This is a genomic window from Streptomyces sp. NPDC026575 (assembly GCF_055567415.1).
The window spans coordinates 193,009-218,370 of sequence record NZ_JBVHQM010000012.1 but is presented as its reverse complement, the minus strand read 5'-3'; the positions used below and the strand labels follow the sequence as shown (position 1 = coordinate 218,370).

Below are 25,362 nucleotides of genomic sequence, written 5' to 3'. Positions count from 1 at the left end.
GTCAGGCCGAACGGTCCAGCGCGCGCAGCGAGCGGTCCGTGATGGACCGGGCGCCACGGCCTATGGCGATCGTGCCGGACTGCACCAGTTCCTTGATGCCGAACGGCTCCAGCATCTTGAGCATCGCCTCCAGCTTCTCGCTGGATCCGGTGGCCTCGATGGTGACCGCCTCCGGGGAGACGTCCACGGTCTTGGCGCGGAAGAGCTGGACGATCTCGACGATCTGCGAGCGGGTCTCGTTGTCCGCGCGGACCTTGACCAGGACCAGTTCGCGCTGGATCGCGGCGGCCGGCTCCAGCTCGACGATCTTCAGGACGTTGACGAGCTTGTTGAGCTGCTTGGTGACCTGCTCCAGCGGCAGCGACTCGACGCTGACCACGATGGTGATGCGGGAGATGTCGGGGTGCTCGGTGACCCCGACCGCGAGCGAGTCGATGTTGAAGCCGCGGCGGGAGAACAGCGCGGCGATCCGGGCGAGGATGCCGGGGGTGTTCTCCACCAGGACGGAGAGCGTGTGCTTGGACATGGTCTTCTCTCTTCTTCCGTGCGTCCGTGTCGTCCTGGGCTCTAGTCGTCTTCGCTGTCGCCGAAGTCGGGACGCACGCCCCGGGCAGCCATGACCTCGTCGTTGGAGGTGCCGGCGGCGACCATCGGCCACACCTGGGCGTCCTCGTGGACGATGAAGTCCACCACGACCGGGCGGTCGTTGATGGCATTGGCCTTGGCGATGACCGCGTCCAGTTCCGCCGGGTCCTCACAGCGCATCGCCACACAGCCCATCGCCTCGGACAGCTTCACGAAGTCCGGGATGCGGGTGCCGGCGCTCGGCTGCTTGCCGTCCGCCTCCGGGCCGCTGTGCAGCACGGTGTTGGAGTAGCGCTGGTTGTAGAACAGGGTCTGCCACTGGCGGACCATGCCCAGCGCACCGTTGTTGATGATCGCGACCTTGATCGGGATGTTGTTCAGCGCGCAGGTGACCAGCTCCTGGTTGGTCATCTGGAAGCAGCCGTCGCCGTCGATCGCCCAGACCGTGCGGCCCGGCTCTCCCGCCTTGGCGCCCATGGCGGCGGGCACGGCGTAGCCCATCGTGCCGGCGCCGCCGGAGTTCAGCCAGGTGGCGGGCTGCTCGTAGTCGATGAAGTGGGCGGCCCACATCTGGTGCTGGCCGACGCCCGCGGCGTAGATGGTGTCGGCCGGGGCGAGCTGGCCGATGCGCTGGATGACCTGCTGCGGGGACAGGCTGCCGTCGTCCGGCAGGTCGTAGCCCAGCGGGTAGGTCTCGCGCCAGCGGTTGAGGTCCTTCCACCAGGCGCTGTAGTCGCCCTTGTGGCCGGCCTCGTGCTCGGCCTGGACGGCGACGATCAGGTCGGCGATGACCTCGCGGGCGTCGCCGACGATCGGCACGTCCGCGGCGCGGTTCTTGCCGATCTCTGCCGGGTCGATGTCCGCGTGCACGACCTTGGCGTACGGCGCGAAGGAGTCCAGCTTGCCGGTGACCCGGTCGTCGAAGCGGGCGCCGAGGGTGATCAGCAGGTCCGACTTCTGCAGCGCGGTGACGGCGGTGACCGAGCCGTGCATGCCGGGCATGCCGACGTGCTGGGGGTGGCTGTCGGGGAACGCGCCCAGCGCCATCAGCGTGGTGGTGACCGGCGCGCCGGTCAGCTCGGCGAGCACCTTCAGCTCGGCGGTGGCGCCGGCCTTGAGCACGCCGCCGCCGACGTAGAGCACCGGGCGCTTGGACTCGGCGATCAGCCGGGCCGCCTCGCGGATCTGCTTGGCGTGCGGCTTGGTGACCGGGCGGTAGCCGGGCAGCTCGGTGTGCGGCGGCCAGGCGAAGGTGGTCTGCGCCTGGAGGGCGTCCTTGGCGATGTCGACCAGGACCGGGCCGGGGCGGCCGGTGGAGGCGATGTGGAACGCCTCGGCGATCGTCCGGGGGATCTCGGCGGGGTCGGTGACCAGGAAGTTGTGCTTGGTGATCGGCATCGTGATGCCGCAGATGTCCGCCTCCTGGAAGGCGTCCGTGCCGATCGCCTTGGAGGCGACCTGACCGGTGATCGCGACCAGCGGGACCGAGTCCATGTGCGCGTCGGCGATCGGGGTGACGAGGTTGGTGGCACCGGGACCGGAGGTCGCCATGCACACCCCGACCTTGCCGGTGGCCTGGGCGTACCCCGTGGCGGCGTGCCCGGCGCCCTGCTCGTGGCGGACCAGGATGTGCCGGACCTTCGAGGAGTCCATCATCGGGTCGTACGCAGGCAGGATCGCACCGCCGGGAATGCCGAACACGGTGTCGGCCCCGACCTCCTCCAGCGAACGGATGAGGGACTGCGCGCCCGTGACGTGCTCGACGGTCGCGGGCTGCTGCGGTCCGCCGGAGTTACGGGCCCGCGGCTGCGGATGGTGGGCCCCGGAGGCCTGCTCGGTCATCTGCGTCTCTTCTCGAAGCTGAGGGTTTTGGCGGGATTTGTGAGGTTGCTATGCAACAAAAAACCCCTCGTGCCGTGAGGCAAGCGAGGGGAGCGCGTCGGTGCGGTCAGCTGGGTTTCATCAGGGCCCAGCTTCAGCCGACGCGCTTTCCAAGTACGAGAATTCGGGTGCGCATGGCACTGACCCTCCCCCCGTCGTGCACCGAGTGTCAAGTGGGTGGGACGGAGGTCTCACTATTTGAGCGCAATGGCGGATGCACGAGCGAATCCGGACCCGCCAGCCCGCCGCGCCGAACGGGCAGTCCGCTGCCGCTGAGCACCACCGCACGGCCCTGCCCGGCCAGGTCCGGCACGGGGTAGCCGGAGTGCGTCAGCGTGCGCCGCAGCCGGTGCTCGTCGAGCGGCCCGGAGAACGCCACGCCCATGCCGTGGGTGCAGCCCATGGAGCGCAGCGCCAGGACCTGCTCGGGCAGATCGACGCCGTCCGCGACGGACTGCATGCCCAGGTCCCCGGCGATCCGCAACAGCCCGGCGGTGATCTTGTGCAGCCGGGAGGACTCCACCACCCCGTCGACCAGCCCGCGGTCCAGCCGCAGCACGTCGATGGGGAGCCGGCGCAGCGCGCTGATCGCGGCGTACCCGCTGCCGAAGCCGTCCAGGGCGATCCGCACGCCGATACGGCGCAGCGCGACCAGCCGGCGCTCCAGATCGTCCAGCGGCAGCCGGGGATCACTTTCGGACAATTCCAGGACGAGCGCGCGCGAGGGCAGGCCATGCCGGGTGAGCAGCGACTCCACGCCCTTGGGGGACAGCGAGCGGTCCAGCAGCCGCCGGGCCGAGAGCCGGACCGCGACCGGGATCTGATGGCCGGCGCGATGGCGCGCCGCGGCCTGCTCGACCGCCTCCTGCAGCTGCCAGCGGTCCAGCTCGGCGGCGCGGTCGCCGTCTTCCTTGTACCGGCCGCGGTCGCCGACCCGCAGGAATTCGGCCGGGGTGAAGAGGATGCCCTGGGCGGAACGCCAGCGGGCGTGTGCCGCGACCGCGGTGACCCGTCCGCTGGCCAGCTCGACCACCGGCTGGTGCAGCAGCGCGAACTCGCCGTCCTGGAGGGCCGAACGCAGCTTCGTGGCGAGCTCGGCGCGGTGCGCCACCTCGTCCTGCATCTGCGGGGCGTACAGCTCCACCCGGCCCTTGCCGGCCTGCTTGGCGCGGTACATCGCCAGGTCGGCGTTGCGCAGCAGGCCCGCGGGGGTGACGCCGGGCTCGGCGAAGGCGACGCCGATGCTGGCGGCGACCCGTACCTCGCGGCCGTCGATGCGGTACGGCTCGGAGAGCTTGATGCGCAGGCGGTCGGCGATCTCGTGGATCCGGAACTCACGGGCGGCGCGGTCGCGGGTGCCGTCGCCCGTGATCAGCGCGGCGAACTCGTCGCCGCCCAGCCGCGCCGCTATGTCCCCGGAGCGCACCGAGTCGCCGAGCCTGCGGGCGGCCTGCACCAGCAGTTCGTCGCCCGCCTGATGGCCGATGGTGTCGTTGACCTGCTTGAAGCCGTCGAGGTCGATGTAGAGCACGGCGGTGTCGTGGTCGCTGGCCCGGCGGCCGGTGACGGCCTTCGTGACGCGTTCGGTGAACAGCGCGCGGTTGGGCAGGTCGGTGAGCGCGTCGTGCGAGGCGTTGTGCTGGAGCTGGGCCTGCAGCCGGACCCGCTCCGTGACGTCCCGGGAGTTGAAGATCAGGCCGCCGTGGTGGCGGTTGACCGTGGACTCGACGTTCAGCCAGCCTCCCCCATTCTCGGCTTCGCTCGAACGGGAGGTGCCCCCACGGCCCGAGCGCCGGGCGCCGGCGCGGAAGCGGCATTCGATCCGGGTGGTCGGCTCGTCCTCGGGGTCGGCGGCGAGGAACCTGCGGACCTCGTGGACGACCCGGCCCAGGTCCTCGGGGTGGATCAGCGTTGCCAGTTCGGAGCCGACCAGCTCCTCCGCGTCCCGCCCGTAGACGCCGGCCGCGGCCGGGCTGACATAGCGCAGCACACCGGACGGGGCGGCGATCATGATGACGTCGCTGGAGCCCTGCACCAGGGAGCGGAAGTGGTTCTCCTTCTGGGCCAGTTCCTGGGTGAGGGTGATGTTGTCGAGCAGCATGATGCCCTGGCGGACGACCAGTGCGAGGACGACCGTGCAGCCGGTGAAGAGCACCACCCGGTCGATCCGCCGTCCGCCCAGGACGTTGGTCAGGATGCCCAGGGTGCACACCGCGGCGGCGAGATACGGGGTGAGCGCGGCGAGCGAGCCGGCGATGGGGCGGCTGCCGTGCGGCAGCGGGCGGCGGGCGGGCTCGGCCTCTTCGGGCTCCTCCTCGCCCACGCGGCGGGCGACCCAGGGCGCGTACGCGAGAAGTATCGAGCCGGCGAACCATCCGGCGTCCAGGATCTGGCCGGAGCGGTAGTGCTCACGCAGCAGCGGGGAGCTGAACAGGGCGTCGCACAGCACCGTCAACGCCAGTGCCGCGACGGCGGTGTTGATCGCGGAGCGGTGTACGGACGAGCGCCGAAGGTGCAGCGCGAGCACCATGCTCACCAGCACGATGTCGAGCAGCGGATAGGCCAGCGACAGTGCGCTCTGCGCCACGCTGCGGCCCTGGAAGTGGGCGGTTTGCGCGAGCGCGAGGCTCCAGGAGAGCGTGAGCAGCGATCCGGCGATCAGCCAGGAGTCCAGCCCCAGGCAGACCCAGCCGGCCCGGGTCACCGGCCGCTTGGCGAGCACCAGCAGGCCGACGATGGCCGGCGGCGCGAAGAGCAGGAAGCAGAAGTCGGCCAGCGAGGGGCTGGGCACGGCCGTCTGCTCGATGACCTCGTACCATCCCCAGACGCCGTTGCCGATGCCCGCCATCCCCGAGGAGGCGGCGAACAGCATCCAGGCCGGGCGGAACCGGCTGCGGTGCCGGCGTGCGTACAGTCCGCAGGAGACCGCGGCCACCAGGGCCGCGAAGCTGAGGCCGAAGTCGCCCATGAACATGGCGACTTGGCGGGAGCCCCAGCCGAAGGCGGCACCGACGGCGTAGCCGCCGCAGACCACGGCCAGGACGATCTGCGGCACCGCGCTCGACGGACCGCCGACCGGCGCGGTCGACCGGAAGAGCATCGCCCCGGGGGCAGTCACCGTACTCTCCCGCTGTCCCGTGCGGGGCTTCGTCGCGAACGGTGCGCCCGGGGGCCTCGCCGCGGTCCCGCGGGCGCTCGTGGATCACGCATCTCGCGGATCGTCGATCGGCCATACATCACCCGTCGCCCCCCTCGCGTTCCGGATCTTTCCCATCGCGCCGCATTCGTCCGGCGCCGTCCCCGATCGGGACGATACACCAGTTCCGTCACTCAGGGACATAGCACCTCTACGGAGCGTGACTGGTAGCGCGTTTTGAATACCCCCTGCAGTCGTACGGCCTCGTAGTGCTACGCGCAACCGCTTTCACCGGCGGTGGCGACCACGTTGCGCAGGGGCTCGCCCGCCGCGAAAAGCGTCAACTGCTCCCGCAGCAGCCGCTTCGCACGGGGCAGGAAGGCAGAGCTGGGGCCACCGACGTGTGGAGTGATGAGCACGCCGGGAGCGTGCCACAGCGGGTGTCCGGCGGGCAGGGGTTCCGGATCGGTGACGTCGAGCGCCGCACGAAGCCGCCCGGACTCCAGTTCGCCGAGCAGCGCCTGGGTGTCGACGATCGGGCCGCGCGCGATGTTCACCAGCAGTGCGCCGTCCTTCATCCGCGCCAGGAAATCGCCTCCGACCAGGCCACGGGTGCCTTCGGTGAGCGGTGCGGCGAGCACGACGACGTCCGCCGCGGGCAGGAGGGCGGACAGGTCGGAGAGTGGATGCACAGGGCCGCGCACAGTGTCACGCGCGGTGCGTGCGACGCGCACCACCCGCGCACATTCAAAAGGCGTGAGCCGGTCTTCGATGGCACTGCCGATCGAACCATAGCCCACAATGAGGACCGACTTGTCGGCGAGTGCGGGACGGAAGTCCGGCCGCCACTCCCCCGCGTCCTGACTCCGTACGAAGCCGGGGATATCGCGCAGCGCCGCCAGGATCAGGGTGAGCGCCAGCTCCGCGGTACTGGCGTCGTGCAGCCCGCGGGCGTTGCACAGTTGGGCACCGGGCGGCATCTGCGACAACCCGGGCAGCATGTGCTCGATACCGGCGGTGAGGGTCTGCACGACCCGCACCCGGCTCATCCGGGGCAGCGGGCGCAGGCTCGCCTCCGCGCCCTTCATGTAGGGGACGACGTAGAACGCGCACCGGGCGGGATCGGCCGGGAAGTCGGGGCCGGCGTCCCAGTGGACGTAGCGGAATCCATCGGGCAGGCCCTCGATCTCGCCGGGCGGGATCGGGAGCCAGACGTCGTTCGCGTCGCTGCGCTGCTCTGCGGTTGCCATGGCCAGAGGCTATGCGAAGAGATGTTCTGCTCAGACGTTAGTTTGGTCTGGCCCTTGATCGGGGGCGAGGGGACGGAGGCACAACCAGGTGGAGCGCAGGACGATCGGCGCGGCGGCCCTCGAAGTGGGCGCCATCGGGCTCGGATGCATGCCGATGAGCTGGGGGTACACCGAGTCGCAGCGCAACAAGGAGGGGTCGCTGCGGGCCGTGCACACCGCGCTGGACCGGGGCTCCAGCCTGCTGGACACCGCCGATATGTACGGGCCGTTCACCAACGAGCTGCTGGTGGGGCGGGTGCTCAAGGAGCGACGGGCGGAGGCGTTCGTATCGACCAAGTGCGGGCTGCTGGTCGGCGAACAGCACATCGTCGCCAACGGGCGGCCCGGGTACGTCAAGCGGGCCTGCGACGCCTCGCTGCGCCGGTTGCAGACCGACCACATCGACCTCTACCAGCTGCACCGGGCCGATCCGGAGGTGCCCATCGAGGAGACCTGGGGCGCGATGGCGGAGCTGGTGGCGGCCGGGAAGGTGCGGTCGCTGGGGCTGTGCGCGGTGGGCGCGCGGGCGGTACGGCAGGCACGGCCGCCGCTCACCTCCCGTACGCAGCGGCGGACGGTGTCTCCGGCGGCCCGCCCCCGTTCCCGGATGCACGACGGCACGCTGGCCCAACTGGAGCGCATCCAGCAGGTGTTCCCGGTCAGCAGCGTGCAGGCCGAGCTGTCGGTGTGGTCCCCGGAGGCGCTGGAGGAGCTGCTGCCGTGGTGCGCGTCGCGCGGCATCGGCTTCCTGGCGGCGATGCCGCTGGGCAACGGCTATCTGACCGGCACCCTCACCCCGGGGCAGGGCTTCGAACCGGCGGACATACGGGCCCGCCATCCGCGCTTCACCGCCGAGATGATGGCCTCGAACCAGCCGGTGGTGGCCGGGCTGCGCCGGGTCGGCGACCGGTACGGCGCGAGCCCGGGGCAGGTGGCGCTGGCCTGGGTACTGGCCCAGGGCCGCCATGTCGTCCCCGTCCCGGGCGCGAAGAAGGAGCGGTGGGTCGCGCAGAACGCCGCGGCGGCGGATCTGGTGCTCACCCGCGAGGACCTGGCGGAGATCGCGGCGCTGCCGCCGGCGCTGCAGTCCTGGTAGCCGTACGGGTGCCGGTGCCCGCGTGCGGATGGCGACGGCGCGGACGGGCCGAGTGAGCACGTTCGGCGGCCCGATGTGGTGTTCTTGTGCACGCCCCGCCGACGAGAGGACCACTTCCGTGCAACGCCGTTCCCAGACCGCCGTGTTGGCTGCCGCTTCGCTGCTCCTGGCAGCGGGCTGCTCGTCCGGTGGCGGCAAGCCCCAGGACGGCGGGCGTGCCACCGCTCCGGCGAAGAGCCCCGGTGCCTCGGCGGGCGCCGGCTCGCCGGCCGCCACGCCGTCCTCGACCGCGCCGCCCGCCAAGGGCACGGTGAAGGTGACCGCCACGCTGACCACCGGCCTGAAGTCCCCCTGGGGCGTGGCGGTGCTGCCGGGCGGGGACCTGCTGGTCGCCTCCCGCGACACCGGCAAGATCGTCCGGGTGGCCGCGGACGGCGGGAAGACCACCGAGCTGGGCTCGGTGCCGGGCGTGGACCCGGGGGGCGAGGGCGGGCTGCTGGGGATCGCGGTGTCCTCGGCGTTCGGCACGGACCACCAGGTGTACGCGTACTTCACCACCGCCTCCGACAACCGCATCGCACGGATGATCTACGACGAGAAGCGCCCCCAGGGCGATCAGCTCGGCGCGCCCGACACGATCCTGAGGGGGATCCCCAAGGGGCAGATCCACAACGGCGGGCGGCTCGCATTCGGCCCGGACAAGATGCTCTACGCCGGCACCGGCGAGACCGGCGACGGCCAACTGGCCCAGGACAGGAAGTCGCTCGCCGGCAAGATCCTGCGGATGACCCCGGAAGGCGAGCCGGCGCACGGCAACCCCTCCGCCGACTCCGTGGTCTACGACTACGGCCACCGCAATGTGCAGGGCCTGGCCTGGGACGGCGACCACCGGCTGTGGGCCTCGGAGTTCGGGCAGGACACCTGGGACGAGCTGAATCTGATCGAGCCGGGCAAGAACTACGGCTGGCCGGAGACCGAGGGCAAGGCCAGGGCCGGGCAGGCCGGCGCCGGTTTCGTGGACCCCGTCGAGGTGTGGAAGCCCGCGGACGCCTCGCCCAGCGGCATCGCCTACGCCAAGGGCTCGATCTGGATGGCCTCGCTGCGCGGCGAACGGCTGTGGCGGATCGCGCTGAACGGGACGAAGCCGGTGGCGGCGCCGCAGGGCTTCTTGAAGGGCACCTACGGGCGGCTGCGGACCGTCGTGGCGACCGGCGACGGCGGGTTGTGGCTGGTCACCAGCAACACGGACGGCCGGGGCACCCCGCACAAGGGCGATGACCGGATTCTCCGGCTCAAGGTGAGCTGACCCCTTCTGCCCCCTCTTTTCGCCTCTGCTGCCTACACTCGGGTGCCAGGGGACGGGTGCGCGTCATGCCGAAGAGGGGGCAGGCACCATGTTCAACATCGCCGAAGAGCTGTTCTCACCGGGCCGTCGGCACACCGACGAGGAGCGGCAGAAGATGTCGCTCGTCGTCGATGACGTGGGCGACGGCGATCCCGGGACGGGCCCGATAGACCTCTCCTCCGGAGTCGTCGTCATACGGGCGGGACGGGGCGCTGCCCCGGACGCCCGGGGTGCGTGCCCGGGGGCCCGATCCGCGCGGCCGCGAGGTGCCGGCTGCGGGCCGCGGTGACCGCGCCGACCACCGGCATGGCGAGCAGCGCCAGGAGGACCGGCGCGGGGCCTCCGTCGCTCGACTCCATCACGACCACCACCTCGCCGAAGGCCAGCGCCGTGGCGAGCAGGAAACAGACCGGTACCCGCAAGGGCCCGCAGGAGACCAGCCGGAGCGGGGCATAGGCCAGCACCAGGCCGATGACCGCGCCGATCGACGCGCCGACGGCCAGCGAGCCCAGCACCGCGACCGCGGCCAGCACCGGGTCTTCCAGCGTGCTGCCGCCCGGGCCGTTGACGAACCGCGTCAGCAGGGCGAGCACCCACAGGAAGGCGCCGGTCCCCGCCGGGATCGCCCCGGCCCGCAGACCGAACACCAGCCCCCGCCGCAGCACGGCGCGCGAATTCCCCATGTCGTCCCCGCATCCCGAAGTCCCGAAGGCGCCGCCGACCGCCGGCATCCGCGTCCGCAGTATCCCAGCGGCCCACCGTCCGGACGCGGCGGGGCCGGACGCGGCGGCCGGGTCAGGAGGCTGCCGGTTCGCCGAACAGGCGCAGCCGGTGGGCCACCGCGCCCGCCTCGCCGCGGCCGGATACGCCGAGCTTGGCGAGGATGTTGGAGACATGGACGCTGGCGGTCTTCGGGGAGATGAACAGCGTGTCGGCTATCTGGCGGTTGCTGCGGCCCTCGGCGACCAGGCGGAGCACGTCCCGTTCGCGCGGCGTCAGGCCGAGCGCCTCGGCGGGGGCGGGGTCGGCGGGTGAACCGTCCGCGGTGGCGCGGCGGGTGGCACCGGCGGTCGCGAGGGCCGCGGGAGCCGGTATCAGCCCGGTCAGCGGGATCCGGGCCCGCTGGGCGAGGAGGGTGAGTTCGTCGGCGAGCGGGCGGGCGCCCATGGCCGTGGCGGCGGTGTGCGCCTGGGTGAGCAGGAGTGCGGCGGCCTCGCGCGGGCTGCGGCCGTCCAGCCCGGCGGTGGCCCGCTCGCCGGCGTGCAGCAGGGACTCGGCCCAGCGGTAGCAGGACCGGGCGAGGTCGTGCGGGCGCTCCAGGGGCCGGAAGGCGGCGACCACCTCGGCCCAGGCGTCGGGGGTCTCGCGGCCCTCGGCGCGGCGGAGTTCGGCGTCGACGGCGAGGGCGTGCGCCTCCCAGACGGGGGCGAGCCGGGGCAGCTTCTTGGCGGTGTCCCGCACGCGGGCCAGGACCGCGGCCCGGCCGGGCTCGGCTGCGGGCAGTCCGCGGGCGTCCGCCTCGGCGGCGGCGGCCGACCACAGCAGCGGCCAGACATAGCGCTGGGTACCGGGCGGGCAGCCGGCGTCCAGGGCCTGGACGAGGATGGCGCGGGCGTCGAGGATCCGGCTCTGGTGCACGGCCAGGCGCAGGGCGTGCCGCGCGAGCGGGAGGGCGTGCTGCGGCTGGGGGTCGTGGGTGCCGTAGTGCTCACGGGCGACGGCCAGTTCGCGCTCGGCGGCGGCGAGGTCGCCCTGGTCCAGGGCGAGGTCGGTGAGGCGGTTGGCCGCCAGGGCGATCGAGCGGGCGCTCTGGGCGAGCCGGCGGCAGTCGGCGGCGGCCCGGCCCGCCTCCTCCCAGCGGCCCAGGGACTGGAGCGATTCGGCGCGGTTGCCCATCACCCAGCAGGTCTTGTCCTTGAGGCCGTAGCGGGTGGTGAGTTCGATGCCCTGCTCGGTGACCTCGGCGGCCTCCCGGGAGCGGCCCACGCCCTCCAGGAAGGACGGGAGGTTGACATGGCCGCGGCCGATGGCGGAGAAGTAGCCGCGCTCGACGGCGCGGTCGACGGCCCCGCGGAGGTCCGCCAGGCCCTCGTCGACCGCGCCGGAGTCGACCCGCAGACCCGCCAGCGTCAGCCGGGAGTTCAGCTCGGCCTCCTCGTCGCCCACCAACTGGGCCAGCTCCACCGCGCGTTCGGACGTCGCGAAGGTCTCCGGGCCCGGCTCGTGCAGCACCGCCCAGCTGGCGACGGCGGCCAGCACCTCGGCGTGCACGGAGGACGGCGGCAGACCGCGCACCAGCTCCTGTGCCCTGCCGAGGTCCTCCCAGCCGTTGCCGCGGCCGGTGCCCTGGCAGAGGCGGGAGCGCTGGACCAGGAACCAGGCCGTGCGCAGGGGGTCGTTCTCCTCGCGCAGGGCGCGCAGGGCGCGCTTGGTGATCGTGAAGGCCCGCTCGCCGTCGCCGGAGAGCCGGGCGGCCACCGCGATCTCGGCGAGCAGATCGAGGAAGCGCAGCGCGTCGTCGTCGCAGCCGCAGGCCGGATACGCCTCGGTGTAGTCGACCGAGCGCACCGCTTGGCGGACCTCCGCGGGCGCGTCGTCCCACAGCTCCAGGGCGCGGTCCAGCAGCCTGAGCTGCTCGGCGTAGGCGTGGCGGCGGCGGGCCTGGACGGAGGCGGCGAGGACGGCGGGCAGCGCCTTGGCCGCGTCATGGGCCTTGTACCAGTAGCTGGCCAGCCGGGCGGCGCAGGCGTCGGCGCGCACCAGGGAGGGGTCGGCCTCCAGGGCCTCGGCGTAGCGGCGGTTGAGGCGGGTGCGCTCGCCCGGCAGCAGGTCGTCGACGACGGCCTCGCGGACGAGGGCGTGCCGGAAGCGGTAGCCCGTGCCGTCCTGGGTGGGCACGAGGGTGTTGCTGCCGACGGCGGAGCGCAGCGCCTCGATGAGGTCGTCCTCGGGCATCCGGCAGACGGCGGAGAGGAGTTCGTGCTCGATGGTGGAGCCGCCCTCCGAGGCGATCCGCACCACCCGCTGGGCGTCCTCGGGGAGCGCCTCGACGCGCACCAGCAGCAGATCGCGCAACGGGTCGCTCAGCCCGTGCAGACAGCCGTCGGCGAGGCTGCGGGCCAGCTCCTCGACGAAGAAGGCGTTGCCCTCGGAGCGCTCGAAGACCCGGTCGACGGTGGCCTCTTCGGGATCGCTGCCGTTGATCCCCGCTATCTGGGAGCGGACCTCGTCCCTGTTGAAGCGGGCCAGCTCGACCCGCCGGACGGTCCGCATCCGGTCGATCTCGGCGAGGAAGGGGCGCAGCGGATGGCGGCGGTGGATGTCGTCGGAGCGGTACGTCGCCACCAGCAGGATGCCGGCGTCGTGCAGCGCCCTCAGGAGGTAGGCGAACAGCTCGCGGGTGGAGCGGTCGGCCCAGTGGAGGTCCTCGATGACGATGACGAGGGTGCGGTCGGCGGCGAGTCGCTCCAGGAGCCGGGCGGTCAGCTCGAAGAGGCGGGCGCGGCCGATCTCCTCGTCATGCGCCTCGCCCGGTGTCTCCCCCAATTCGGGCAGGATGCGGGCCAGCTCGCCCTCCTGGCCGGCGACGGCGGCGGCGAGCTCGTCGCGCAGATGCCAGTTGAGGGTGTGCAGGATCGCGGAGAACGGGGCGAAGGGCAGGCCCTCGGAGCCGATCTCGATGCAGCCGCCGAGCGCGACCAGCGCGCCCCGGGCACGCGCGGCCTCGCTGAACTCCTCGATGAGGCGGGTCTTGCCGACCCCGGCCTCGCCCCCGATGAGCAGGGCCTGCGGCTCACCGGAGGCCGCGATACGGGCGAGCGCGTCGCCCAACGCGGCGAGTTCGGCCGCGCGGCCGACGAACACGGGACTGACGGACCTGTTCTCCACGCTGCCGAGCATCGCACAGGCCGCTGACATTCCGGCAGGGGGTTTCGCCACGGCGGGATTTCCCGGTCTTCGGGGCCCGGCGAGGGTCAGGCGGCGGCGCGGCGTACGCGCCACCGCCATCCCCGCCTGCCGCTCACCGGCCCTTCGGGTTCGTTCTCCCCGGAGCGGGCGGCCGCGCCGCGCCCGGCGCGCAGGGTGCCGGTCGCCTCGCGGACCAGGCGCTGCCGGTCGGCCTCGCGGCGCAGCTCTTCGTAACGGACCCGCATGTGCAGTTCGGAGGTGTACACGGTGGTTCTCCCTTGAGACGTGGGCTTCTTGATGTGCTCAAGCCTCGTCGCCAAGGGGGGTAAGCCGCATCGGGAGGGTTCCCGATCTTTCCCTACGGGTGGTGCTTAGAAACCCGGCCGCAGGTGCCTCATGGGCCGGTTCCTGCCTTAGGCGCCCGGCCCGGGGCCCTTAGGGACGCTGGGCAGGCTCCCGAACAGGTCGAGGTACATACCGGCGGAGATCAGGATCCCCAGTACGGCGAGCGCCAGTCCGGCCCAGGCGACGGCGCGCACCCAGGGGGCGCGGGGACGGGTCAGCACCACCGCGGCGACGACCGCGGCGAGCACCGCGAAGACGCCGTTGACCAGGGCGGTGGTGTGCCACGGCGTGCCGTACACGGTGGCGATCTGGTCGGTGGCCTTGCCCGTCTGGAGCTTGATCTGGCCCAGCAGCGTCTGCCGCTCGGCCATCAGCGTGCCGAGCCAGGTGCCGGTGACGGACGCCAGGCCGAGCCCGGCGGCAACGACGGCACCGGCACCGGCGGCGACCCCGGTGGCGGGCGGTGCGGCGGCGGTGACTTCGTCGTCGTCACCGAGGCCGTCCTCGCCGTTGTCGTCCTCCTGCCCGGCGGCGGCCGCCTCCTTGGCGGCCTCGGGCTCCGCGCTCCCGGCTTCGGCGCCCGAGGTCCGTGCGCCCTCCGCCTTCTCTTCCTCCGCGGCGGCGGCCTGCGCCGGCACGGTCTCGTCGTCGGTTCGCTTCTCGGTCGTCCTGGTCGTTCCCATGGGCGCGACCGTAGGTGCCGCGTCTGAGAGCGAGATGAGAACGCGCTGCGAGCCGGCGTCTGCGGTGGCCGGGAGGCGGCTGCGGGCCGGGCGGCGGCCCGCGGCACGCCCTACACGCGCACCAGCGGCCGCTCGCCGCCCGGCTCCGGCGCGCCGTCGTCGTCCGGCTCCGGCGCGGCCTCGTCCGGCGACGGCGGCGGTTCGATGCTGATCCGGGGCAGCAGGCGGCCGAGCCAGGACGGCAGCCACCAGTTGGCGCCGCCCAGCATGTGCATCAGGGCCGGGACCAGCAGCGTGCGGAGGACGAAGGCGTCCAGCGCGACGGCGGAGGCCAGGCCGATGCCGAACATCGCGATGGTCCGGTCGCCGCTGAGGACGAAGGCCCCGAACACCGCGATCATGATGACCGCCGCCGAGTTGATCACCCGGCTGGTCTCGGCGAGACCGACCCGTACCGCCCGGCGGTTGTCGCGCGTGAGCTGCCACTCCTCGTACATCCGCGACACCAGGAACACCTGGTAGTCCATGGACAGCCCGAACAGCACCGACACCATGATCACCGGCAGGAACGGCTCGATCGGCCCGGCGCTGCCCAGCCCCAGCAGCTCGCTGCCCCACCCCCACTGGAAGATCGCGACGACGATCCCGAAGGACGAGGCGACGGCCGCGACGTTCATCAGCGCGGCCTTGAGCGGTATGCCGATGCTCCGGAAGGCGAGCAGCAGCAGGAGCGAGCCGAGCGCCACGACCACGCCGATGAACAGCGGCAGCTTGCCGACGATGACGGAGGCGAAGTCGTCATAGCTCGCGGTGATGCCGCCGACCCGCACCTGCATCGTGGTCCCGTCGGCGGCCTGGGGGAGCACGTCCGTGCGCAGGCGCTCCACCAGGTCGGAGGTCTGCCGGGACTGCGGTGAGCTGTCGGGGACGACGGTGATCAGCCCCGTGCTCCGGCTCCCGTCGAACTGCGGACGGCCGACCTCGGCGACGCCGGGCGTGGTGCGCAGTTGGTGCGGCAGTTTGTCGAAGGCGATCCGGTCCTTGGGGCCGTCGAGGGCGCCGACGAGGGTCAGCGGCCCGTTGGACCCGGGTCCGAAGCCGCTGCCGGGGCCGTCCCCCGGCCCGCCGTGCGCCAGCAGGTCGTAGGCCCTACGGGTGGTGGACGCGGCCGGGTTGTTGCCCTGGTCCGAGGTGCCCAGGTGGAGCCCGAAGGCGGGCAGTGCGAGGGCGAGCATCACGGCGGCCGCGGTCGCCCCGAGCAGCTTGGGGTGCCGCTCGACGAAGCCGGCCCAGCGGGCCGCGATGCCGGCGCGCCGCTCGGGCCGCGGCCCCTCCTCGGCGAGCCTGCGCCGCTCCCGACGGCCGAGCACCCGCATCCCGATCAGCCCGAGCAGCGCCGGCAGCAGCGTCACGGAAGCGGCCACGGTCAGGACGACGGTGAGCGAGGCGGCCAGCGCGACGCCGTTGAGGAAGTTCAGCCGCAGCATCAGCATGCCGAGCAGCGCGATGCACACCGTGGCCCCGGCGAAGACGACCGCGCGCCCGGATACACAGACGGCGCGTTCGGCGGCCTGTTGGACCGACATCCCCGCCCGCAGGCCCTTCCGGTGCCGGGTGACGATGAACAGCGCGTAGTCGATACCGACGCCGAGGCCGATCAGACTGCCGAGCATCGGCGCGAAGTCGGCGACGGTCATGGCGTGGCTGAGCAGGCTGATACCGGCCGAGGCGGTGCCGACGGCGGCCACCGCGATGACGATCGGCAGGAACGTCGCGGCGAGCGACCCGAAGGCGAGGAAGAGCACCACGGCCGCGGCGCCGATCCCGATGATCTCCGGGAGCTGGGCCCGCGGCGCCTCGGTGAGCGCGATGCCCGCGCCGCCCAGCTCGACCTGGAGGCCGTCGCCGGCCGCGTCCTGCGCGGTGTCGACGACCTGCTGGACCTCAGGGGCCTCCAGTTCGTCGACGGGCCGGTCGAAGACGAGCCGGGCGTAGGCGGTGTGCCCGTCCTCGCTGATCTGCCGCGCGCCGTGCGCACCGTCGCCGCGGACGCCGTAGGGGCCCCGCACCTCGGAGACCCGGGGCAGCTCGGCGACCTTCTCCAGGGTCTGCCGCATGGTCTTCTCGACCGCGCCGGAGCGCACCGTTCCGCGGTCGGTGTGCCACACGATGGTGTCGCTGTCCCCGGACTGCCCCGGAAACGCCTTCGCCATCAGGGCGCTCGCCCGCCCGGATTCGGTCCCAGGAACCTCGTAGTCGTTCGAGTACGCGGACCCGGTGACGCCCGCGGCGACGGCGGCGCCCGCGAAGGCGGCGAGCCAGAGGACGATCACCACGATGCGGCGCCTGAGACACCACCGAGCAAGAGCGGTCACGACGTCGATGCTTCCCGGGGTCGTGCGTCGATATCTCCCGGGTACGGGTGGTGCCGAGCGCGTATGTACGGGGACGGGCGGATGCGCCGCCAACCGATCGGGCGAGCGGCGGGCCCCTGACTGAGCAGAGTGGCACCCCGAGGAGATCCTTTGCGCTCTTTGTGGAATTCCCCACAAAGGGCCCGGATGCGGGGACTCGTCCCGCGCCGGGCGCGCCCCGCGCCGTCAGACCTCTTGACCACCCCATTGGTCTGAACCATTCTGAGCCACAGGGCCGGTCGAGCCGGCCCCGGCGGCGGTGGCCACCGTCTCGCACAGTTCCCCGGGTTTCCCCTTCGGCACTGGAGACAGCCATGCCTGGCACCGCGCGCACCAGACCGTCCCGCCACAGACGCCTGCTCACCACGCTCCTGGCGATCGTGGCCGCCGCCGCGGCGAGCACGACCGCCTCGGCCGCCCCGGCCCCCTCCCCCACCGCGTCCGCCGCCGACGTCAACGTCGCCAGGAACGCCGGCTACGAATCCGGCCTCAGCAACTGGACCTGCTCGGCGGGCAGCGGCAGCACCGTGACCTCCCCCGTCCACAGCGGCACCGCCGCCCTCAAGGCCACCCCCACCGCCTCGGACAACGCCCGCTGCTCGCAGACCGTCGCCGTCAAACCCGGCGCGACATACCGGCTCAGCGCGTACGTCCAGGGTTCCTACGTCTACCTGGGAGCCTCGGGCACCGGCACCACGGACGTCTCCACCTGGACGCCGTCCGCCACCGGGTGGCAGGAACTTTCCACCACCTTCACCACCGGCCCCAGCACCACCTCCGTCACCGTCTACACCCACGGCTGGTACGGACAGCCCGCCTACCACGCCGACGACTTCAGCGTCCTGGGACCCGACGGCGGAGGCGGGACCGACCCCGGCCCCGAGATTCCGGCCGCTCCTGGCGGTCTGGCGGCCGGTGCGGTGACCTCGTCGTCGGTGGCCCTGTCCTGGAACCCGGTCCCCGGCGCGACCGGCTACACGGTCTACCGCGACGGCGCCAGGGACCGCACGGCGAACGGCACTTCGGCGACGGTCACCGGGCTGAGCCCCTCGACCGCCTACCGCTTCCAGGTCTCCGCCACCAACGCCGCCGGCGAATCCGCCCGCTCCGCGGAGGTCCGGGCCACCACCGCGCCCTCCGGTGGCGGCACCGACCCCACCGTCCCCAAGCACGCGGTCACCGGCTACTGGCAGAACTTCAACAACGGCGCCACGGTCCAGAAGATCAGCGACGTCCCCGGCCAGTACGACATCATCGCGGTCGCCTTCGCCGACGCCACCACCACGCCCGGCGCCGTCACCTTCCACCTCGACTCGGCGGGCCTGGGCGGCTACACCGTCGACCAGTTCAAGGCCGACATCAAGGCCAAGCAGGCGGCCGGCAAGTCGGTGATCGTCTCCGTCGGCGGGGAGAAGGGCACGGTGTCGGTCAACGACGCGGCCTCGGCGGCCAACTTCGCCGACAGCGTCCACGCGCTGATGCAGCAGTACGGCTTCGACGGCGTCGACATCGACCTGGAGAACGGCCTCAACCCGACCTATATGACACAGGCGCTGCGCTCGCTCTCCCAGAAGGCGGGCGGCCGACTCGTGCTCACCATGGCGCCGCAGACCATCGACATGCAGTCCACGTCGGGCGGCTACTTCCAGACCGCGCTGAACGTCAAGGACATCCTCACGGTCGTCAACATGCAGTACTACAACAGCGGTTCGATGCTCGGCTGCGACGGCAAGGTCTACTCCCAGGGCAGCGTCGACTTCCTCACGGCGCTCGCCTGCATCCAGCTCGAAGGCGGACTGGACCCCTCGCAGGTGGGCCTGGGACTGCCCGCTTCCCCCCGCGGCGCCGGCAGCGGCTATGTCGCCCCGAACGTCGTGAACGCCGCGCTGGACTGCCTCACCAAGGGCACGAACTGCGGCACCTATAAGCCAGCGAGGACCTACCCCGGCCTACGGGGCGCCATGACCTGGTCCACCAACTGGGACGCGGCGAACGGCAACGCCTGGTCGTCGGCGGTCGGTCCGCACGTGCACGGCCTGCCGTAGGCGCACACCGACGGGCTTTGTCATAGGTCCGGCCGCGGCCCTATGACAAAGCCTCGGCAGTGTCGGGCCTCTTCCGCGCACGCCCGACGCCGGCGCACCCGCCCGCGCAGCCGGACGCTCTGCCCTAGCCGGAGGCCAGCAGCACCGGGGCCAGTTCCCGGAGTTGCTCCAGGCCCAGGCCGCGCTGGGTGGCGACGGGCTGGATGGCGACATGGTCGGCGCCCGCGTCGAGGTGTTCCCGTACCCGGCGCAGCACAGCGTCCTCGTCGCCCCACGCCACGATCGCGTCGACCAGCCGGTCGCTGCCGCCGTCGGCGAAGTCCGCGTCGTCGAAGCCCAGGCGGCGCAGATTGCCGGTGTAGTTGGGCAGCTGGAGGTAGAAGCGGGTGTGGTGCTCGCGGGCCAGGGCACGGGCCTTCGCCGGGTCGGTCTCCAGCAGGACGGCCTGCTCGGGAGCGAGCAGCGGATCCGTACCGAGGATCTCGCGGGCACGGGCGGTGTGCTCGGGCGTGACGAAGTACGGGTGGGCGCCGGCCGTCCGGTCCCGGGCCAGCTCCAGCATCTTCGGGCCGAGTGCCGCCAGCACCCGGCCCGGGGCGGGGTCGGCCACCGGACCGTCATACGGGGCGGCGTCCATCGCGTCGAGGTAGGCGCGCATCGCGGCCAGCGGCTTGGTGTAGGTGTGTCCGCGCTGGCCGATGATCGGGGCGTGGCTGGCGCCCAGGCCCAGGAGGAAGCGGCCGTCGTACGCCTCGGCGAGGGTCTGCGCGGCGGCGTACGCGGCGGAGGCGTCGCGCACCCAGATGTTGGCGATGCCGGTGGCGACCGTGATGCGCTCGGTGGCGGCCAGCAGGACGCCGGCCAGACTGGCAGATTCGGTCGTGGGATTCTCACCGAACCACAGGGCGCCATAGCCGAGTTGCTCGATCTCGACGGCCGCCTTACGGGCCGTTGCCGCCGGGACGAGGCCGAGCCCGCCGTGCCAGACACCGATCCGGCCGATCTTCGTAGCCAGCGTGCGCTGCTGCATCGTTTCGTTCCTCCACTGCCCGGGGTCGCGATCCGCACCTGCCGGAACCCTGCCCGCTCCAAGATCCGTACCGTGCACAGCATCCAGGAGGCGCCGGGCATTCCCCGCCGACACAACCGAAGCGGCCGCCCTTCCCGAGAAGGACGGCCGCTCGGCGGTACCGGACCGGCGGTGGCGGCGATCGCCTCGTCGACGGCGGTGCCCAGGGCACCCGCGTCGGAGACGACCTTCAGGCCGCGCTTGTCGCCGACCTCGTCCGGGGTGGTCACCCCCGGAAGATTCAGCCAAATAATCAGACAAATAAATCCATCGAGTGGAGCACGGGAAGTCCGACAAGGCAGAATCCTTGGGCGTGAATCAGATATGTGCCGACCACTACACCGGAGGCATTCGGTAGTGCGGAATAAAGAACGAGAAAATTATGTCGATGAGTCCGAATTCTCGGATATCGCCAAGAGCCCGGCCGAGGCACGTGCCGTTAAGAATGCATTGAAATTGGTCGCCGAGGGCGGCGCGGGCGACACACTCAAGGAAATGGCTCAAGAAATTCTCACAGGACGCATAGGGCTACGTGAGGCACTGAACGTATCCGCCTATACCGAGCAGATAGCCCAGCAGTCGGATTCAGCCCGTGAGCGCTGGGACGGCATGTCGGAGCGCGAGCGGGAAGCCCTGGCCACCGAGGGGGAGCGGCACCTGGAAGAGCTGCAGCGGGAGATTGACGAGGAACACTCGCAAAGAATGCACGGCGGCACATCAAAGGGCTCCGAACCCCGTCACAGCGGCGGCTCCTGGTCACTGTAATGACGGAGAGTCCCGCCGCCTGGCGATATTTTCACGAAATCGGCCAGAAGCTGAAAGGAGCTGCCGAATCCTTCAGGTCGCTGCAGCAGCACTACGACCAAATCGCCCGAATGGTGTACTCGGCAGCCGAGCTCGTCAAGGGCGTCATCGTCATGATCTGCGACCTGGCGGTCCAGGCAATTCTTTTCAACATTGCTATGGCTGCGGCACTCGCCTCGGTCTACGGCTCCGCTGCCGCGCCCGTACTGGAAGCGCTCGCCATGGCGCGCGTGATGGCGGCCCTGAAGAAGTACACCGAAATGCTCGCAATCCTGGAAAAGCTGGTCACGGGTGTGCATGCGGTCATCGGTCTTGTCTTCGCCGCATCGACCGGCCTCTGCAGCCAAGTCAAGGATTTCCCCCGCCCCGGCTCCGGATATGACCACCAGGCCGTTTAGAAGAGGAAGGACGGGCCATGTCGTTCGTACCGGACCACTATCCGCCGCGCATCGCCGTGGGAATATGCGGGATCACGGCGCTGGTCACCGCCTCAGACGCCGTGAGTATCAGCAGAGGCCAGCCTCAGACGATGCTCATCGTGATCAACCTGGTCCTTCTGCTCTGCTCGGTTCTCGCCGTGGCCGGATGGCGCAGAGAACGCCATGAATTGCTCTTGGCGGCGGGCTTGGGTGTGGTGGCTGTCGCCTTCGCCGGTGGTTGGCTGTTCACCTCGTGACACCTGCCGCGTGAAGCCCGCTCGGAGCGGAACGAGCCTCCTCGCCGCGCACTGCTGATGCGACGGCACGAAGCGGCCGCCCTTCCCGAGAAGGACGGCCGCTCGGCGGTACCGGATCGGCGGGGTGTCAGCCCTCGACGCCCAGCTTCTCCAGGATCAGTTCGCGCACCCGGGCCGCGTCGGCCTGGCCGCGCGTGGCCTTCATGACCGCACCGACCAGAGCGCCGGCCGCGGCCACCTTGCCGCCGCGGATCTTGTCGGCGATGGCGGCGTTGGCGGCGATCGCCTCGTCGACGGCGGTGCCCAGGGCACCCTCGTCGGAGACGACCTTCAGGCCGCGCTTGTCGACGACCTCGTCCGGGGTGCCCTCGCCCGCGAGGACGCCCTCGATGACCTGACGGGCCAGCTTGTCGTTGAGGTCTCCCTTGGCGACCAGCTCGGCGACCCGGGCGACCTGCTCGGGGGTGATCGCCAGGGCGGCCGGCTCGACGCCGTCCTCGTTGGCGCGGCGGGCCAGCTCGCCCATCCACCACTTGCGGGCCGCGGCGGCGTCCGCGCCGGCCTCGACGGTGGCGACGATCAGGTCGACCGCGCCCGCGTTGAGGATCGACTGCATGTCGTGCTCGCTGATGCCCCACTCGTCGCGGAGGCGGTTGCGGCGCACCCGCGGCAGCTCGGGCAGCGTGCCGCGCAGCTCCTCGACCCACTCGCGGGAGGGGGCCACCGGCACCAGGTCCGGCTCGGGGAAGTAGCGGTAGTCCTCGGCCTCTTCCTTGATCCGGCCGGAGGTCGTGGAGCCGTCCTCCTCGTGGAAGTGCCGGGTCTCCTGGACGATCGTGCCGCCGCCGTTCAGCACGGCCGCATGCCGCTGGATCTCGAAGCGGGCCGCGCGCTCCACGGAGCGCAGGGAGTTGACGTTCTTGGTCTCCGAGCGCGTACCGAACTTCTGCGTGCCGTTGGGGCGCAGCGAGAGGTTCACGTCGCAGCGCATCTGGCCCTGCTCCATACGGGCCTCGGAGACGCCCAGCGCCTTGATGAGCTCGCGCAGCTCGGCGACGTACGCCTTGGCGACCTCGGGGGCCCGCGCGCCCGCGCCCTCGATGGGCTTGGTGACGATCTCGATGAGCGGGATGCCGGCGCGGTTGTAGTCCAGCAGGGAGTGCCGGGCGCCGTGGATGCGGCCGGTGGCGCCGCCGACGTGCGTCGACTTGCCGGTGTCCTCCTCCATGTGCGCGCGCTCGATCTCCACGCGGAAGACCTCGCCGTCCTCCAGCTGCACGTCGAGGTAGCCGTCGAAGGCGATCGGCTCGTCGTACTGGGAGGTCTGGAAGTTCTTCGGCATGTCCGGATAGAAGTAGTTCTTCCGGGCGAAGCGGCACCATTCGGCGATGGTGCAGTTCAGGGCCAGGCCGATCTTGACGGCGGACTCGACGCCGGTCGCGTTGACGACCGGCAGCGAGCCGGGCAGGCCCAGGCAGGTGGGGCAGGTCTGCGAGTTGGGCTCGGCGCCCAGGGTGGTGGAGCACCCGCAGAACATCTTGGTCTTGGTGCCGAGTTCGACGTGTACCTCAAGCCCCATGACGGGGTCGTAGGCGGCCAGCGCGTCCTCGTACGACACCAGGTCGGTGACAGTCACGGTGAAACTAACCTCTCAGGTCCGGCGCCGGGTCAGTCCGCGAGGACGTCGTCGTCGCCAAGACGGCGCAGTTCGCGGATGAGCAGGGCGACGCCGGTGACGATGGCGGCGGCGGAGACGACGGCGTCGATCATCTGGAGCGTGTCCTGCTCCGTCTTGGCCTTCTTCGCCTGCTTGACGATGCTCACCGCGCCGAACAGCGTGGTGCCGATGGACAGATACGTACCGGGCTTGGACTTCTTGAAGCCCTTGGCCTTGGCGAGCTTTCCACTCACAGTGCGGGTGCCTCCTCAAGCAGCGGGTGGCCCCAGCGCCCGGTGAACGCGGCCTCGACCGCGGCACCGACCTTGTAGAGCCGGTCGTCCTTCATGGCAGGGGCGATGATCTGGAGTCCCACCGGCAGCCCGTCCTCGGGGGCCAGGCCGCAGGGCAGCGACATGGCCGCGTTGCCCGCGAGGTTGGTGGGGATCGTGCACAGGTCGGCGAGGTACATCGCCATCGGGTCGTCGGCCCGCTCGCCGATCGGGAAGGCGGTGGTCGGCGTCGTCGGCGAGACGATCACGTCGACCTGCTCGAACGCCTTCTCGAAGTCGCGGGTGATCAGCGTCCGCACCTTCTGGGCGGAGCCGTAGTACGCGTCGTAGTAGCCGGAGCTGAGCGCGTACGTACCGAGCATGATCCGGCGCTTGACCTCGGGGCCGAAACCGGCCTCACGGGTCAGCGCGGTGACCTCCTCGGCCGACTTCGTGCCGTCGTCGCCGACCCGCAGGCCGTAGCGCATGGCGTCGAAGCGGGCCAGGTTGGAGGAGCACTCGGACGGCGCGATCAGGTAGTACGCCGACAGCGCGAGGTCGAAGGACGGGCAGTCCAGCTCGACGATCTCGGCGCCCAGCTCCTTGAGCAGCTCGACCGACTCGTCGAACCGCTGGATGACGCCGGCCTGATAGCCCTCGCCGCGGAACTGCTTGACGACGCCGACCCGCATGCCCTCGACGCTGCCGTTGCGCGCGGCCTCGACGACCGGCGGTACGGGCGCGTCGATGGACGTGGAGTCGAGCGGGTCGTGGCCCGCGATGGCCTCGTGGAGCAGCGCGGCGTCCAGGACCGTACGGGCGCACGGGCCGCCCTGGTCCAGGGAGGAGGAGAAGGCGACCATGCCGTAGCGGGAGACGCCGCCGTAGGTGGGCTTGACGCCGACCGTGCCGGTGACGGCGGCGGGCTGGCGGATGGAGCCGCCGGTGTCCGTGCCGATGGCCAGCGGGGCCTGGAAGGAGGCGAGCGCGGCGGAGGAGCCACCGCCGGAGCCACCGGGGATCTTGGTCAGGTCCCAGGGGTTGCCGGTCGGCCCGTAGGCGCTGTTCTCGGTCGAGGACCCCATGGCGAACTCGTCCATGTTGGTCTTGCCGAGGATGACGACGTCGGCGGCCTTGAGCTTCTTGGTGAGCGTCGCGTCGTACGGCGGGAGCCAGCCCTCAAGGATCTTGGAACCGACGGTCGTGGGCATGCCCTCCGTCGTGAAGATGTCCTTGAGCGCGAGCGGGACGCCGGCCAGCGGGCCGAGCTTCTCGCCGCGGGCGCGCTTGGCGTCCACGGCGCGGGCCTGGGCGAGCGCGCCCTCGCGGTCGACGTGCAGGAAGGCGTTCACCTTCTCGTCGACGGCCTCGATGCGCGCCAGGTGGGCCTCGGTCACCTCGACGGCGGTGAGCTCGCCGGCGGCGATCTTCGCCGCGATCTCGGCGGCGGTGAGCTTGATCAGGTCTGCCATGTCGGTCACTCCTCCCCCAGGATCTGCGGCACCTTGAAACGCTGCTGCTCCTGGGCCGGGGCGCCGGAGAGCGCCTGCTCGGGAGCGAGCGACGGACGGACCTCGTCCGGCCGCATGACATTGGTCAGGGGCAGCGGGTGGGAGGTCGGCGGTACGTCTTGGTCGGCGACCTCGGAGACGCGGGCGACCGCGCCGATGATGTCGTCGAGCTGTCCGGCGAAGTGGTCGAGCTCTTCGTCCTGCAGCTCCAGACGTGCCAGCCGGGCGAGGTGAGCGACCTCCTCGCGCGTGATGCCAGGCATGCAGCGATCCTCTGGTGTTCTTGGCGGAGTGTTCCGGGCGGAGTGTTCCGGTGGAGTCTTCTGGGCGAATGCTCCGGTGAACTTGTCCGGCCCAATCCTATGGCGTACGCACCAGCTGCCGCGAAACCCTTTCCCCGGGGCGCCGCCCATGAGACGGGCGCGCCCCGTCGTCGCACCGTTCACGGGGCCTCGGAGGCCGGGGGGCGAGGGCCTCCGGCCGCGTCGCCTCCGTCGTCTCCGTCGCCCTCTGCGGGCTGGTCACGTTCTGCGGGGTCTGCGGGCTGGTCACATTCGGCGGGGTCTTCGGCGGCGGCGTGCGCGTCGGCGTCGTCGCCTGCGTCTGCGTCGTGCTGGTCGTTCCGATCGCTGTCGTCGGGCTGGT

21 protein-coding genes are annotated in these 25,362 nt (G+C 71.5%); 7 read left to right on the top strand and 14 right to left on the bottom strand.

Features of this window, described 5'->3' with window-relative positions:
* Nucleotide 1: 1 nt before the first annotated feature.
* The 4 genes from ilvN to ACZ4NB_RS19120 form a co-directional block, all read right to left on the bottom strand.
* On the bottom strand, nucleotides 2–526 hold the full coding sequence (ilvN, locus tag ACZ4NB_RS19135) for an acetolactate synthase small subunit (protein WP_384431750.1): 525 nt from the start codon (nucleotides 524–526) through the stop codon (nucleotides 2–4).
* Between the two features lie 41 nt (nucleotides 527–567).
* On the bottom strand, nucleotides 568–2,427 hold the full coding sequence (locus ACZ4NB_RS19130; protein ID WP_467662939.1) for an acetolactate synthase large subunit: 1,860 nt from the start codon (nucleotides 2,425–2,427) through the stop codon (nucleotides 568–570).
* Between the two features lie 208 nt (nucleotides 2,428–2,635).
* Nucleotides 2,636–5,584, bottom strand: a complete 2,949-nt coding sequence (locus tag ACZ4NB_RS19125; protein WP_467662937.1) for a putative bifunctional diguanylate cyclase/phosphodiesterase — start codon at nucleotides 5,582–5,584, stop codon at nucleotides 2,636–2,638.
* Nucleotides 5,585–5,874: 290 nt separating this feature from the next.
* Complete coding sequence (locus tag ACZ4NB_RS19120; RefSeq protein ID WP_467662935.1) at nucleotides 5,875–6,852, bottom strand: 2-hydroxyacid dehydrogenase; 978 nt, start codon at nucleotides 6,850–6,852, stop codon at nucleotides 5,875–5,877.
* An 88-nt stretch (nucleotides 6,853–6,940) separates the two neighbouring features.
* Here ACZ4NB_RS19120 and ACZ4NB_RS19115 point away from each other — a divergent pair, with 88 nt between their 5' ends.
* The 3 genes from ACZ4NB_RS19115 (at nucleotide 6,941) to ACZ4NB_RS19105 (ending at nucleotide 9,621) form a co-directional block, all read left to right on the top strand.
* Nucleotides 6,941–7,987: an aldo/keto reductase gene (locus tag ACZ4NB_RS19115; protein ID WP_467662933.1), complete on the top strand. Its 1,047-nt coding sequence runs from the start codon at nucleotides 6,941–6,943 to the stop codon at nucleotides 7,985–7,987.
* Nucleotides 7,988–8,105: 118 nt separating this feature from the next.
* Nucleotides 8,106–9,293 carry a PQQ-dependent sugar dehydrogenase gene (locus ACZ4NB_RS19110; protein ID WP_467662931.1) on the top strand — a complete coding sequence of 396 codons (1,188 nt, stop codon included), beginning with the start codon at nucleotides 8,106–8,108 and terminating at the stop codon, nucleotides 9,291–9,293.
* Nucleotides 9,294–9,381: 88 nt separating this feature from the next.
* Entirely contained in the window at nucleotides 9,382–9,621 is a 240-nt protein-coding gene (locus tag ACZ4NB_RS19105; protein ID WP_467662929.1) for a DUF6191 domain-containing protein, read from the top strand.
* On the opposite strand, the gene ACZ4NB_RS19100 is transcribed toward ACZ4NB_RS19105, so the two are convergent.
* The 5 genes from ACZ4NB_RS19100 to ACZ4NB_RS19080 all read right to left on the bottom strand — a co-directional run bounded on the left by ACZ4NB_RS19100 (nucleotide 9,524) and on the right by ACZ4NB_RS19080 (nucleotide 16,644).
* Complete coding sequence (locus ACZ4NB_RS19100; RefSeq protein WP_467662927.1) at nucleotides 9,524–10,015, bottom strand: hypothetical protein; 492 nt, start codon at nucleotides 10,013–10,015, stop codon at nucleotides 9,524–9,526. The genes ACZ4NB_RS19105 and ACZ4NB_RS19100 overlap by 98 nt on opposite strands.
* A 112-nt stretch (nucleotides 10,016–10,127) precedes the next feature.
* Nucleotides 10,128–13,232: a helix-turn-helix transcriptional regulator gene (locus ACZ4NB_RS19095; protein WP_467662989.1), complete on the bottom strand. Its 3,105-nt coding sequence runs from the start codon at nucleotides 13,230–13,232 to the stop codon at nucleotides 10,128–10,130.
* 74 nt (nucleotides 13,233–13,306) lie between these two features.
* Complete coding sequence (locus ACZ4NB_RS19090) at nucleotides 13,307–13,507, bottom strand: hypothetical protein (protein WP_467662925.1); 201 nt, start codon at nucleotides 13,505–13,507, stop codon at nucleotides 13,307–13,309.
* A 147-nt stretch (nucleotides 13,508–13,654) separates the two neighbouring features.
* Nucleotides 13,655–14,269 (bottom strand): hypothetical protein, encoded by a 615-nt coding sequence (locus tag ACZ4NB_RS19085; protein ID WP_467662923.1) that lies wholly within the window; start codon nucleotides 14,267–14,269, stop codon nucleotides 13,655–13,657.
* A gap of 110 nt (nucleotides 14,270–14,379) precedes the next feature.
* Nucleotides 14,380–16,644 carry an MMPL family transporter gene (locus tag ACZ4NB_RS19080; protein WP_467662921.1) on the bottom strand — a complete coding sequence of 755 codons (2,265 nt, stop codon included), beginning with the start codon at nucleotides 16,642–16,644 and terminating at the stop codon, nucleotides 14,380–14,382.
* A gap of 353 nt (nucleotides 16,645–16,997) precedes the next feature.
* On the opposite strand from ACZ4NB_RS19080, the gene ACZ4NB_RS19075 reads away from it, so the two are divergent.
* Complete coding sequence (locus ACZ4NB_RS19075) at nucleotides 16,998–18,728, top strand: chitinase (RefSeq protein ID WP_467662920.1); 1,731 nt, start codon at nucleotides 16,998–17,000, stop codon at nucleotides 18,726–18,728.
* A 124-nt stretch (nucleotides 18,729–18,852) separates the two neighbouring features.
* On the opposite strand, the gene ACZ4NB_RS19070 is transcribed toward ACZ4NB_RS19075, so the two are convergent.
* Nucleotides 18,853–19,758, bottom strand: coding sequence for an LLM class F420-dependent oxidoreductase (locus tag ACZ4NB_RS19070; protein WP_467662918.1), 906 nt, complete (start codon nucleotides 19,756–19,758; stop codon nucleotides 18,853–18,855).
* A gap of 396 nt (nucleotides 19,759–20,154) precedes the next feature.
* Between ACZ4NB_RS19070 and ACZ4NB_RS19065 the strand changes: the two genes are divergently transcribed.
* Genes ACZ4NB_RS19065 through ACZ4NB_RS19055 form a run of 3 tightly spaced genes read left to right on the top strand, consistent with a single transcriptional unit; the run spans nucleotide 20,155 to nucleotide 21,277 of the window.
* The gene (locus ACZ4NB_RS19065) at nucleotides 20,155–20,562 is read left to right on the top strand and encodes a hypothetical protein (RefSeq protein ID WP_467662916.1); all 408 of its coding nucleotides are present in this window, start codon (nucleotides 20,155–20,157) and stop codon (nucleotides 20,560–20,562) included.
* On the top strand, nucleotides 20,562–20,999 hold the full coding sequence (locus tag ACZ4NB_RS19060) for a hypothetical protein (RefSeq protein WP_467662914.1): 438 nt from the start codon (nucleotides 20,562–20,564) through the stop codon (nucleotides 20,997–20,999). Before ACZ4NB_RS19065 ends, ACZ4NB_RS19060 begins: the two co-directional genes overlap by 1 nt.
* A gap of 17 nt (nucleotides 21,000–21,016) precedes the next feature.
* On the top strand, nucleotides 21,017–21,277 hold the full coding sequence (locus tag ACZ4NB_RS19055) for a hypothetical protein (RefSeq protein WP_467662912.1): 261 nt from the start codon (nucleotides 21,017–21,019) through the stop codon (nucleotides 21,275–21,277).
* A 127-nt stretch (nucleotides 21,278–21,404) separates the two neighbouring features.
* On the opposite strand, the gene gatB is transcribed toward ACZ4NB_RS19055, so the two are convergent.
* The 4 genes from gatB to gatC are packed head-to-tail and all read right to left on the bottom strand — an operon-like array spanning nucleotide 21,405 to nucleotide 24,980.
* The gene (gene gatB, locus ACZ4NB_RS19050) at nucleotides 21,405–22,913 is read right to left on the bottom strand and encodes an Asp-tRNA(Asn)/Glu-tRNA(Gln) amidotransferase subunit GatB (RefSeq protein ID WP_467662910.1); all 1,509 of its coding nucleotides are present in this window, start codon (nucleotides 22,911–22,913) and stop codon (nucleotides 21,405–21,407) included.
* 32 nt (nucleotides 22,914–22,945) lie between these two features.
* Nucleotides 22,946–23,188 carry a hypothetical protein gene (locus tag ACZ4NB_RS19045; RefSeq protein ID WP_467662908.1) on the bottom strand — a complete coding sequence of 81 codons (243 nt, stop codon included), beginning with the start codon at nucleotides 23,186–23,188 and terminating at the stop codon, nucleotides 22,946–22,948.
* Nucleotides 23,185–24,678 (bottom strand): Asp-tRNA(Asn)/Glu-tRNA(Gln) amidotransferase subunit GatA, encoded by a 1,494-nt coding sequence (gene gatA / locus ACZ4NB_RS19040; RefSeq protein ID WP_393497837.1) that lies wholly within the window; start codon nucleotides 24,676–24,678, stop codon nucleotides 23,185–23,187. Before gatA ends, ACZ4NB_RS19045 begins: the two co-directional genes overlap by 4 nt.
* 5 nt (nucleotides 24,679–24,683) lie before the next feature.
* Nucleotides 24,684–24,980: an Asp-tRNA(Asn)/Glu-tRNA(Gln) amidotransferase subunit GatC gene (gene gatC, locus ACZ4NB_RS19035; protein WP_384431793.1), complete on the bottom strand. Its 297-nt coding sequence runs from the start codon at nucleotides 24,978–24,980 to the stop codon at nucleotides 24,684–24,686.
* Nucleotides 24,981–25,362 lie beyond the last annotated feature (382 nt).

Excerpts from the sequence above, each read along its gene's own strand:
- ilvN (WP_384431750.1), bottom strand. The coding sequence starts at position 526 with ATGTCCAAGCACACGCTCTCCGTCCTGGTGGAGAACACCCCCGGCATC.
- ACZ4NB_RS19130 (WP_467662939.1), bottom strand. The coding sequence starts at position 2,427 with ATGACCGAGCAGGCCTCCGGGGCCCACCATCCGCAGCCGCGGGCCCGT.
- ACZ4NB_RS19120 (WP_467662935.1), bottom strand. The coding sequence starts at position 6,852 with ATGGCAACCGCAGAGCAGCGCAGCGACGCGAACGACGTCTGGCTCCCG.
- ACZ4NB_RS19105 (WP_467662929.1), top strand. The coding sequence starts at position 9,382 with ATGTTCAACATCGCCGAAGAGCTGTTCTCACCGGGCCGTCGGCACACC.
- ACZ4NB_RS19100 (WP_467662927.1), bottom strand. The coding sequence starts at position 10,015 with ATGGGGAATTCGCGCGCCGTGCTGCGGCGGGGGCTGGTGTTCGGTCTG.
- ACZ4NB_RS19095 (WP_467662989.1), bottom strand. The coding sequence starts at position 13,232 with ATGCTCGGCAGCGTGGAGAACAGGTCCGTCAGTCCCGTGTTCGTCGGC.
- ACZ4NB_RS19085 (WP_467662923.1), bottom strand. The coding sequence starts at position 14,269 with ATGGGAACGACCAGGACGACCGAGAAGCGAACCGACGACGAGACCGTG.
- ACZ4NB_RS19075 (WP_467662920.1), top strand. The coding sequence starts at position 16,998 with ATGCCTGGCACCGCGCGCACCAGACCGTCCCGCCACAGACGCCTGCTC.
- ACZ4NB_RS19070 (WP_467662918.1), bottom strand. The coding sequence starts at position 19,758 with ATGCAGCAGCGCACGCTGGCTACGAAGATCGGCCGGATCGGTGTCTGG.
- ACZ4NB_RS19060 (WP_467662914.1), top strand. The coding sequence starts at position 20,562 with ATGACGGAGAGTCCCGCCGCCTGGCGATATTTTCACGAAATCGGCCAG.
- ACZ4NB_RS19055 (WP_467662912.1), top strand. The coding sequence starts at position 21,017 with ATGTCGTTCGTACCGGACCACTATCCGCCGCGCATCGCCGTGGGAATA.
- gatA (WP_393497837.1), bottom strand. The coding sequence starts at position 24,678 with ATGGCAGACCTGATCAAGCTCACCGCCGCCGAGATCGCGGCGAAGATC.
- gatC (WP_384431793.1), bottom strand. The coding sequence starts at position 24,980 with ATGCCTGGCATCACGCGCGAGGAGGTCGCTCACCTCGCCCGGCTGGCA.